This window comes from Halomonas sp. 707D4 (genome assembly GCF_024158685.1).
Lineage (GTDB): Bacteria > Pseudomonadota > Gammaproteobacteria > Pseudomonadales > Halomonadaceae > Vreelandella.
In genome coordinates, this window is sequence record NZ_JAMZBD010000059.1 from 1 (window position 1) to 10,280 (window position 10,280).

Below are 10,280 nucleotides of genomic sequence, written 5' to 3' on the forward strand. Positions count from 1 at the left end.
GATGATCAGCCCTGAGGCTTGGGCGGCTCGCTCCCCGGCTCGTCGGGAAGCTCCCAGGTACCGTCCTCGCTCCAGGGGTCGTTTTCGGGAAACTCCTCGATGTTGATCTCGGGCTCCGAATAATCCGGCTGGTAGCGCAAATCGTACTTGGCCGCGCGCACCATCGACATCATCAGAAGTACCGCGATGAGCAGCAGCGGCACGCCGCTGACGATACTCGCGGTCTGCAGCGTCTCGAGCCCACCCAGAAACAGCAGCGACATGGGCAAAAGCGATAGCGTGAACGCCCAGAAGAGCCGGTGAAGGCGCCCGGGCTCCTCCTCGAGGTTCTTCTCCGCCGCCGAGGAGAGAATGTAGGCGATGGAGTCGAAGGTGGTCGCGGTGAAGATCGACAGCAGCACGACCACGGCGAGCGTCACCAGCCAGGTCAACGGAAGCTCGCCCAGCACCGCGTAGAAGGCGGCGTTGGCGGAGCTTTCGTTCATGATCGCGATGACGTCGAGGGCACCACTGAGCTGGAGATACAGCCCGTAGTTGCCCAGAATGATGAAGAACAGCGCGCAGCCGAGCGAGCCGAAGAACATCGACCCGGCCACCATGGTCTTGATTCGCCGCCCCTTGGAGATACGTGCGATGAAAAGCCCTACCGTCGGCGCGAACACCAGCCACCAGGCCCAGTAGAAGATCGTCCAGGACTCGGTGAAACCGGTATCCCGAAAATCGCCCAGAGAGCCAAAGGGCTCGGTCCAGGTCGCCATGCGCACAAGGTTGCTCAGCATCAGGCCGATGGAGTTGAGGCCCGTATCCAGAATGAAGACCGTCGGCCCCATCACCAGGATGAACGCCAGCACCGCCAACCCGAGCCACATGTTGATATCGGAGAGAACCTCGATCCCGCCCTTGAGCCCCCGCCAGGCGCTGATCGCGAACAGCGCCGTGGTGCCGCCGAGCACCGCGAGCTGGCTGGCGGTATTGGGGGTGAAGCCGAACAGGTTGCCAAGCCCCTCGTTGATCAGCGGTACCAGGATGCCGAGAGACGTTGCCCCGCCGCCCAGCATGCCGAAGATGAACAACACATTGATGATGTCGCCCAGCCAGCTCCTGGCGAGCTTCTCGCCGAGCACCGGGCGGATCGCCTCGCTGATGCGCAGCACGCGGTGCTTTCGCACGTGCAGAAAGTAGGCCATCGGCAGTGCCGGCACCAGGTAGATCGACCAGGCGATCGGCCCCCAGTGGAACATGCCGTAGGTCGCCGCCCAGGCGGTGGCTTCTTCGGAAAACGGCTCGAGATGGAAAGGCGGGTCCTGCAGGTAGTACATCCACTCGACCATGCCCCAGAACACCACTGCGCCACCGATCCCGGCGGCGAACAGCATCGCCCCCCAGGAAAGCAGCGAGAACTCCGGTTCGCTATCCACGTCGCCGAGCTTGATCTGCCCGATATCGCTGAACACGATGTAGATCATGAAGCCGAGCGAAGCAACGCCCATACCCAGATAGAGCATGCCGAAATTCTGCGACACGAACCCTTGCGCCGCCATGACCCAGACGCGCCCCATGTCAGGGAACACGATCAGCGGAAGGGTAACCAGCAGCAGAAGCCCGAGCGAACCGAAGAAGATCGGCTTGTGAATATTGGAAAACATCGAAGGCTTATTGATGGTCGTGGCTCCCTTGTCTTGATACGACTCAGTTTTAGTATGATTCAGCGTTGGCAGGACCCATGGCAACGATGGCCTTTGCTGCATCGCCCCAGGCAATGAATATGAAATAGAGCATAAACTCTTTTTTGACAATTGTTGTACACATGTAAAGCGTTGAGATCGGGTTTAAACGTTTTTATTGCCAACGTCGGAGCAAAAAGTTGAACCAAAAAAAAGCGCCCTGCCGGAGCAGAGCGCTTTTCGAGAGTAGAACGTGCGTGATCAGCGATAATAGGCGTTGGTGGTATCGGTATGGTCGGTAACGTCGCGAATGCCGGCAAGCTCCGGGATGCGCTCGATCAACGTCTTCTCGACGCCATCCTTGAGCGTGAGGTCGACCGCCGCACAGCCCTGGCAACCGCCGCCGAAGGCCAGGATTGCCACCTTCTGTTCGGTCAGTTCGACGAGCTTGATCTCGCCCCCGTGAGCCGCCAGGCCCGGGTTGATCTCGCTGTAGAGGATGTAGTTGATGCGATCTTCCAGGGGGCTGTCCGCATTCACCTTGGGCATCTTGGCGTTGGGCGCCTTGATGGTGAGCTGACCACCCATGCGATCGGCGTTGAAATCGACGACCGCTTCCTCTAGAAACGCCAGGCTGTTCTTGTCCAGATAGACGTTGATCTTGTCGAGCTCGAGCAGCACGTCCGTGGGCTCTTCCTCGCCCGGGCGGCAGTAGGCCAGACAGGTTTCCGCGTAGGGGGTACCTGGCTGGGTGATGAAGATGCGCACCGCGATACCTTCAACGTTCTGCTTCTCCAGAAGCTCCGCGAGATAGCCCTGGGCGCTGTCGGTGATGTCGATGCCGGGCGCTTCGATAGTCGTGGTCATGAGCGGTCTACTCCTTCTGTGGTAGCGGCGCGGCCGCCTCACATGTCATTTGTGGCTTATGGTAAGCAAAACCGTTGGCCGACACAATCCCGACCATTTTAGTAAACTATTCGTTCCAGGCCTGGCGCGCATCTAAGCAAAGTCCAAACGGGCATGATGACGAGCGCCTGCAATGCTGTCTCGGCCCGCGCCCTTTGATATGCTGTGCGCCATTTGCGTGGATTGTCGCGCAGACATATCCGACTGTGTTGCTGGAGCTCCCCCTCGCCATGGCTTTACGTGAAACGACTGCATCGCTTACCCACCGCCTCACGCGGCAGATCCTGATTCTGGACGGCGGCATGGGCACCATGCTGCAAGAAGCCGGTCTGGGCGAGGAGGAGTTCCGTGGCGAGCGCTTTCACGACTGGCCATCGGATCTGAAAGGCAACAACGACCTGCTGGCGCTGACCTGCCCGGAACTCGTGGCCCGCATCCACCGCGATTACCTGATGGCCGGTGCGGACATCATCGAAACCAACACCTTCAACAGCACCCGCCTCTCCCAGGCCGACTACGGCATGGAAGAACTCGTCGTCGAGCTCAACCGCGAGTCCGCGCGCCTTGCCCGCCGGGTGTGCGACGAGGTGGCCAAGGAGACCGGCGTACCCCGTTTCGTGGCAGGCGTGCTGGGCCCGACCTCGCGCACCGCCTCGCTCTCGCCGGACGTCAACGACCCGGCCAAGCGCAACGTCACCTTCGACGCGCTGTATGAAAACTATTACGAGGCCGCCGCTGCGCTGATCGAAGGCGGCAGCGACCTGATCATGATCGAGACGATCTTCGATACGCTCAACGCCAAGGCAGCGATCTACGCCCTGGAAGTGCTGTTCGAGGATCTCGGAGCACGTCTGCCGGTGATGATTTCCGGTACCATCACCGACGCCTCGGGCCGCACCCTCTCGGGCCAGACCACCGAGGCGTTCTGGAACTCGGTGCGTCACGCCAAGCCCTTGTCCATCGGCCTCAACTGCGCCCTTGGTGCCGAGGAGCTGCGCCCCTACCTCGAGGAGCTCTCCAGCAAGGCGGACACCTTCGTCTCCGCCCACCCCAACGCGGGACTGCCCAACGAGTTCGGCGAGTACGACCAGACCCCGGAAGAGATGGCGGCGATCGTCGGCGAGTTCGCCAGCAGCGGGCTGGTCAACATCATCGGCGGCTGCTGCGGCTCGACGCCGGAACACATCCGCGCCATTGCGGAAAAGGTGCGCGATGTCGCGCCGCGCGACATTCCACAGCGCTCGAAGGCGTGCCGCCTCTCCGGGCTCGAGCCGTTCAACATCGAGGCGGACTCGCTGTTCGTCAACGTCGGCGAGCGTACCAACGTCACGGGCTCGGCGCGCTTCAAGCGCCTGATCGTCGAGGAGGACTTCACCACCGCGCTCGAGGTGGCGCTTGAGCAGGTGGAAAACGGCGCCCAGGTGATCGACATCAACATGGACGAAGGGATGCTCGAGTCCCGGGAGGCCATGGAGCGCTTTCTGAACCTGATCGCCGGGGAGCCGGACATCGCCCGCGTGCCGATCATGATCGACTCCTCCAAGTGGGAGATCATCGAGGCTGGGCTCAAGTGCGTGCAGGGCAAGGCGGTGGTCAACTCGATCTCGCTCAAGGAGGGGGAAGCCATCTTCCGCGAGCAGGCGACCAAGTGCATGCGCTATGGCGCCGCCATCGTGGTCATGGCCTTCGACGAGGAGGGTCAGGCGGACACCTTCGCGCGCAAGAGCGAGATCTGCGCGCGGGCGTATCGCCTGCTGGTCGACGAGATCGGCTTTCCCGCCGAGGACATCATCTTCGATCCCAACATCTTCGCCATCGCCACCGGCATCGAGGAGCACAACAACTACGCGGTCGACTTCATCGAGGCGTGCCGTTTCATTCGCGAGAACCTGCCCCACGCCATGATCTCCGGCGGCGTGTCGAACGTGTCGTTCTCGTTTCGCGGCAACAACCCGGTGCGCGAGGCGATCCACTCGGTCTTTCTCTATCATGCGATCAAGAATGGCCTCTCCATGGGCATCGTCAACGCCGGCCAGCTCGCCGTCTACGACGACCTGCCGGCCAAGCTTCGCGACGCCGTCGAGGACGTGGTGCTCAACCGCCGTTCGGATGCCACCGAGCGCCTTCTCGACATCGCCGACGAGTACAAGGGCGATGGCAGCAGCGGCCCGAAGAAGGAGGACCTGGAGTGGCGAAGCCTCCCGGTCAACAAGCGCATCGAGCACGCGCTGGTCAAGGGCATCACTGCCCACATCGAGGCGGACACCGAAGAGGCCCGTGCCCGGGCCGAGCGCCCCATCGAGGTGATCGAAGGCCCGCTCATGGACGGCATGAACGTGGTGGGCGATCTGTTCGGCGCCGGCAAGATGTTCCTGCCCCAGGTGGTCAAATCCGCCCGCGTGATGAAGCAGGCGGTGGCGTATCTGATTCCCTACATCGAGGCGGAAAAGAGCGAGGACACGCAGGCCAAGGGCAAGATCGTCATGGCCACGGTGAAAGGCGATGTCCACGACATCGGTAAGAACATCGTCGGCGTGGTGCTCCAGTGCAACAACTACGAGGTGATCGATCTCGGCGTGATGGTGCACGCCGAGAAGATCCTCAAGGCCGCCGAGGAGCATGATGCCGACATCATCGGCCTTTCCGGCCTGATCACGCCGTCGCTCGACGAGATGGTCCACGTGGCGAAAGAGATGCAGCGCCGCGGCATGGAGTTGCCGCTTCTGATCGGCGGGGCCACCACCTCGAAGGCGCACACGGCGGTGAAGATCGAACCGCAGTACGAACACCCGGTGATCTACGTCACCGACGCCTCCCGCGCGGTGGGTGTGGCCGGCAAGCTCCTCACCCCGAGCCTCAAGGCGGAGTACGTTCAGGGCATTCGCGAGGAGTACGAGGTGGTACGCGAGCGCAACGCCAAACGCCGGCCGAAAGCGGCGGATCTCGACTACACCCAGGCGCGCAAGCGCCGCTTCAAGACCGACTGGAACTCGCTCACGCCCATCGCCCCCTTGCAGCCCGGCATCACCGTATTCGAGAACTACGACCTCTCGGAGCTCGTCGAGCGCATCGACTGGACGCCGTTCTTCATGAGCTGGCAGCTCGCCGGCAAGTACCCGAAGATCCTCGACGACGAGATCGTCGGCGAAGCCGCGCGCAACCTGTTCGACGACGCCCAGGTGATGCTCCAGAAACTCTTGACCGAGGGCCATATCCACGCCCGCGGCGTGATCGGGCTGTGGCCGGCCAACACCGTCGACGACGACGTGATCGAGGTCTATGCCGATGAAAGCCGCACCGAGGTCGTCGAACGGCTCCACCACATTCGCCAGCAGACCACCAAGGGCCGCGACGGGCTCTGCTACAGCCTCGCGGACTTCGTCGCCCCGAAAGAGAGCGGCAAGGCCGACTGGATCGGCGGCTTCGCGGTCACCACCGGCCACGGCGTGGACGAGCTCTCGAAAGCGTACGAAAAGGCCGGCGACGACTACAGCGCGATCATGGTGCAGGCGCTCACCGACCGTCTGGCCGAGGCGTTTGCCGAACGCATCCACGAGCGGGTGCGCAAGGAGTTCTGGGGCTACGCCGCAGACGAGACCCTCGACAACGACGCGCTGATCGCCGAGAAGTACCAGGGCATCCGCCCGGCGCCGGGCTACCCCGCCTGCCCGGACCACACCGAGAAGGCCACGCTCTTCAAACTCTTGAACGCCCCGGAGAACACCGGCCTGGCGCTGACCGAGAACTTCGCCATGTGGCCGGCGGCGGCGGTGTCCGGCTGGTATTTTGCCCACCCTCAGTCGAAATACTTCTCGACCGGCAAGATCACCCAGGACCAGGTCAAGGCGCTGGCGGCGCGTAAAGGAATGACCCTCGAGGAAATGGAGCGCTGGCTCTCGCCGGTGCTCTCCTACGAGCCCGGCCAGACCCAGGAGCGCGCCGCCGGATGACAGGATGCGCCGGCCAGACCGCCGGCGTTCATGCTCATCAAATAGCTTTTAACGATAAAAAGATAATTATATATTCTTTCATAGAATATGCCGATGTGCGTTAAGGTGACGGCAAATTACCGTCCGTCTCGACGTGACCATTTCGCTATGCAGGACCGTGCACATGTACCGTTATGATATTCACGACCAAACGCTCGTCGACGAGCGGGTCGCTCAGTTCCGCGACCAGATGGAACGTTACCAGGCCGGCAAGCTCGGTGAAGAGGAGTTTCGCCCACTACGCCTGCAAAACGGCCTGTATATCCAGCGTCATGCGCCGATGCTTCGCATCGCCATCCCTTACGGCATGCTGGCCGGCCATCAGTTGAAGGCCTTGGCCGAGATCACGCGCCGCTATGATCGCGGCTACGGCCATTTCACCACGCGTCAGAACCTGCAGCTCAATTGGCCGGCGCTCGAGGACGTGCCGGATATCCTCGCCGAGCTCGCCAAGGTGCAGATGCACGCCATCCAGACCAGCGGTAACTGCATTCGTAACACCACCAGCGACCAGTTCGCCGGTATCGCCAAGGACGAAGTGGAAGACCCGCGCCCCTGGTGCGAGCTGATTCGCCAGTGGTCCACCCTGCACCCGGAATTCGCCTACCTGCCGCGCAAGTTCAAGATCGCGGTGAGTGGTGCGGCTCACGACCGCGCGGCGATCCAGGTCCACGACATTGGCCTGCGCCTGTGGCGCAACGATGAAGGCGAGCTGCGCGTCAAGGTACTCGCCGGCGGCGGCCTGGGTCGTACGCCGATGATCGCCGAAACCGTGCGCGAGGATCTGCCCTGGCAGCACCTGCTGACGTACCTGGAGGCCTGCGTTCGGGTCTACAACCAGTTCGGCCGCCGGGACAACAAGTTCAAGGCGCGCATCAAGATTCTGGTCAAGGCGCTGGGCGTCGAGGAGTATCGCCGCCGCGTCGACGAGGAGTGGGCGCACCTGAAGGATGGCCCGCAGACCCTGACCCAGGCCGCGGTGGATGACGCCAAGCGTCACTTCCCCGAGCCCGAACGTCGCCCGGTCGCCGACAGCGCGATCGATGCGTTCGAGGCGCTGCGCCAGGAGAACCGGGCGTTCGCGCGCTTCGTCACCAACAACGTCACCGACCATAAGGTACCGGGCTACAAGGCGGTGACGCTGTCGCTCAAGCGCCGCGAGCACGCCCCGGGTGACGTCACCGCCGACCAGATGGATGCGGTGGCGGAGCTCGCCGACCGTTATGGCTTTGGCGAAATCCGTGTCACCCACGAGCAGAACCTGGTGCTTTCTGACGTGCCCGTCGACGAGATCGAAGCGCTCTGGCAGGAGCTCGAGGCGCTCGGCATGGCCAACCCCACGGTGGGCACGCTCAACGACATCATCTGCTGCCCCGGCGGCGACTACTGCAGCCTCGCCAACGCGGTGTCGATTCCGATCGCCCAGGCGCTGCAGGAGCGCTTCGAGGATCTCGACTTCCTGTACGACCTGGGGCCGATCGATCTCAACATTTCCGGCTGCATGAACGCCTGCGGGCACCACCACGTGGGCCATATCGGTATTCTCGGCGTCGACAAGAAGGGCGAGGAGTACTACCAGATCTCGATCGGCGGCAATGCCACCGACGACACCTCGCTCGGCAAGATCCTCGGCCCGTCGTTCTTCCGCGAGGACGTGCCCGGTGTGGTCGAGAAGGTGCTCGAGGTCTATGTCGCCGAGCGCCACGAGGACGAGCGTTTTCTCGACACCTATCGCCGCATCGGCCTGAAACCCTTCAAGGAGCGCGTCTATGCCCACTGAAGCCCAAGAGCAGGCGCCTGCGCCGGTTCACGTCGATCACCTGATCGTGGATGGCGAGCTCGCCGTGGAAAACGCCTGGTGCGTCTCTTTCGACGAGAACGCCCTGCCCGAACAGTTGCCGGCCTTCGTGCCCCTGGCGCTGTGGCGCAAGCACGCCGATGACGAGGAGCTCGCCCCGCTTCTGACCAGCGACACCGAGCTCACTGCCGCGCTCGGCGAAGAGCTCGCGCGGGCCAAGGCGATCGCCATCGATTTCCCCGCCTTTACCGACGGGCGTGGCTACAGCCTGGCGCGGCTACTGCGTGAGCGCTATGGCTATCAAGGTGAGCTTCGCGCCGTGGGCGACGTGCTGGTCGACCAGCTCGACTACATGCGCCGCTGCGGTTTCGACGCCATGGCCCTGCGCGACGACCAGGACCCGGCGGATGCCCTGCGCGCCTTGAGCGCCTTCAGCGTGAGCTACCAGAGTGACGTCCATCAGCGCTCGGCGCTGTTCGAGCGGCGCCTGGCAGAGACACACTGAAGCGGGATCTAACCCGTCTCCATGCAAAGGGCGGCCTGCGGGCCGCCCTTTTGCGTCGATCTGTTCAAAGTGATCAGCCGCGCCGCTTCTGCTGGCGTTCCCGGTTGTTGGCCTTGGCGCGTTCGCTCTTCCTGAGCATCACCCAGGTGGCGCCCATGCCGCCTTCCGAGGGCTGCGCCGACACGTAGGCCTGCACCTCGTCGAACTGGGCGAGCCACTTGGCGAGATAAGAGCGCAGCACGTTGGCGGGGCTCTCGAGTTCGCGCCCTCGACCGTGGACGATCATCACCGAGCGCAGGTCGTGCGCGTAGGCCTCCTGAATGAAGGGAAACAGCATGCGCCGACACTCGTCGAGCGGGCGGCGCAGAAGATGCAGCTGGGCCTGCACGCTGTAGCCGCCGTGACGCAGCTTGTCGACCACCCCTTGCTGGATGCCCTCGCGCCGGTACTCGATGGGGTCGAGCGGGGCCAGCAGGTCGACGAAGTCGTCGGAAAGAAAGTTGCTGGCGCCGAGCACCTCCTGGGCATGCTCGCGGCGGGCCAGCTGCGCTTCCGTCGGGCGCGCATGCCCTGCCCTGGTTTCGGCCCGATTACGCTTCGCCAGTGGTTTCACATCCCCGACAAACGCGCGAAAATCCATGTCATCGCGAAGTGGCTGGTTCATAGCGGGCTCCTTCGATAGGGTGCAGTACGTATCCTAGCAAACCCGGGCGCCCGGCTTAAGACTTCCCGGCGCGGGCCGGCCTTCTCTACAAGGATAGAACATGATCGTGGTGAAACGGATGTTGCTCACCCTCGCCCTGCTGCTTGGAGCGGCAGCCGCATGGTTCTGGCTGACCATGCTCAGCCCCTGGTTCTACGAGCGCCCGACACATCTGGCGCCCATCGAGCAGCGCTCCCATCAGGTCTTCGTCTACGGCACGCTGACCATCGCGCCGGTACGCTGGGTGGTGATGCACGGAAACGGCGATCCTGAAGCGGCGTCGCTTGCCGGCTTTCGTCGCGAAGGGCTCGACCTGGCCCGGGACGAGGCTGCCACGGTCTCGGGACTTCTGCTCAAGGTCACCCCCCAGGAGCTTGCCCGGCTCGACCGCTACGAGCGTCTGGGCGTGCGTTACCGGCGCGAAGAGATGACGCTTGAAGACGGCGAACAGGCCTGGGTCTATCGACGCCTGGCCGAGCCGCATACCCACACCGCGACTGCGCCTAGCCGCCAAGCTCTGATAGGATACTCTCAGCTGGCCGCCAACGCGGCGCGCCCTATCGTTGCAAGCCCCGTTTCGAGGATACGCCATGAGTCATGACACGCCCTACATTCTGGTTCTCTACTACTCGCGCTCCGGGGCCACGCGCGAGATGGCACGCCAGGTGGCGGCGGGGGTCGAGCGCGTGGCGGGCATCGAGGCCCGGCTGCGCAC

At 63.3% G+C, this 10,280-nt stretch carries 7 protein-coding genes and 1 pseudogene; 5 read left to right on the top strand and 3 right to left on the bottom strand.

What is annotated here, in order from left to right:
- Window positions 1-5: 5 nt before the first annotated feature.
- Together BIS11_RS04275 and nfuA are read right to left on the bottom strand one after the other, a co-directional pair.
- Window positions 6-1,646 carry a BCCT family transporter gene (locus BIS11_RS04275; protein ID WP_253426437.1) on the bottom strand — a complete coding sequence of 547 codons (1,641 nt, stop codon included), beginning with the start codon at window positions 1,644-1,646 and terminating at the stop codon, window positions 6-8.
- Between the two features lie 279 nt (window positions 1,647-1,925).
- On the bottom strand, window positions 1,926-2,531 hold the full coding sequence (gene nfuA, locus BIS11_RS04280) for a Fe-S biogenesis protein NfuA (protein ID WP_227390510.1): 606 nt from the start codon (window positions 2,529-2,531) through the stop codon (window positions 1,926-1,928).
- 269 nt (window positions 2,532-2,800) lie between these two features.
- Here nfuA and metH point away from each other — a divergent pair, with 269 nt between their 5' ends.
- From metH to BIS11_RS04295, 3 genes are all read left to right on the top strand, one after another.
- Window positions 2,801-6,520 (top strand): methionine synthase, encoded by a 3,720-nt coding sequence (gene metH, locus BIS11_RS04285; protein WP_253585763.1) that lies wholly within the window; start codon window positions 2,801-2,803, stop codon window positions 6,518-6,520.
- 163 nt (window positions 6,521-6,683) lie between these two features.
- Window positions 6,684-8,339 (top strand): nitrite/sulfite reductase, encoded by a 1,656-nt coding sequence (locus tag BIS11_RS04290; protein ID WP_253421387.1) that lies wholly within the window; start codon window positions 6,684-6,686, stop codon window positions 8,337-8,339.
- Window positions 8,329-8,862, top strand: a complete 534-nt coding sequence (locus BIS11_RS04295; protein WP_253421390.1) for a DUF934 domain-containing protein — start codon at window positions 8,329-8,331, stop codon at window positions 8,860-8,862. The genes BIS11_RS04290 and BIS11_RS04295 overlap by 11 nt, the downstream gene beginning before the upstream one ends.
- Window positions 8,863-8,935: 73 nt before the next feature.
- Here the strand turns inward: BIS11_RS04295 and smrA are convergent, their stop codons facing one another.
- Entirely contained in the window at window positions 8,936-9,526 is a 591-nt protein-coding gene (gene smrA, locus BIS11_RS04300; RefSeq protein WP_253421393.1) for a DNA endonuclease SmrA, read from the bottom strand.
- Window positions 9,527-9,626: 100 nt separating this feature from the next.
- Between smrA and BIS11_RS04305 the strand changes: the two genes are divergently transcribed.
- A complete protein-coding gene (locus tag BIS11_RS04305; protein WP_253421396.1) occupies window positions 9,627-10,166 on the top strand; it encodes a gamma-glutamylcyclotransferase family protein in 540 nt (179 codons plus the stop codon).
- Window positions 10,156-10,280 (top strand): annotated as a pseudogene (locus tag BIS11_RS04310) (NAD(P)H-quinone oxidoreductase); the annotation flags it as partial. The gene BIS11_RS04305 and the pseudogene BIS11_RS04310, both read left to right, overlap by 11 nt.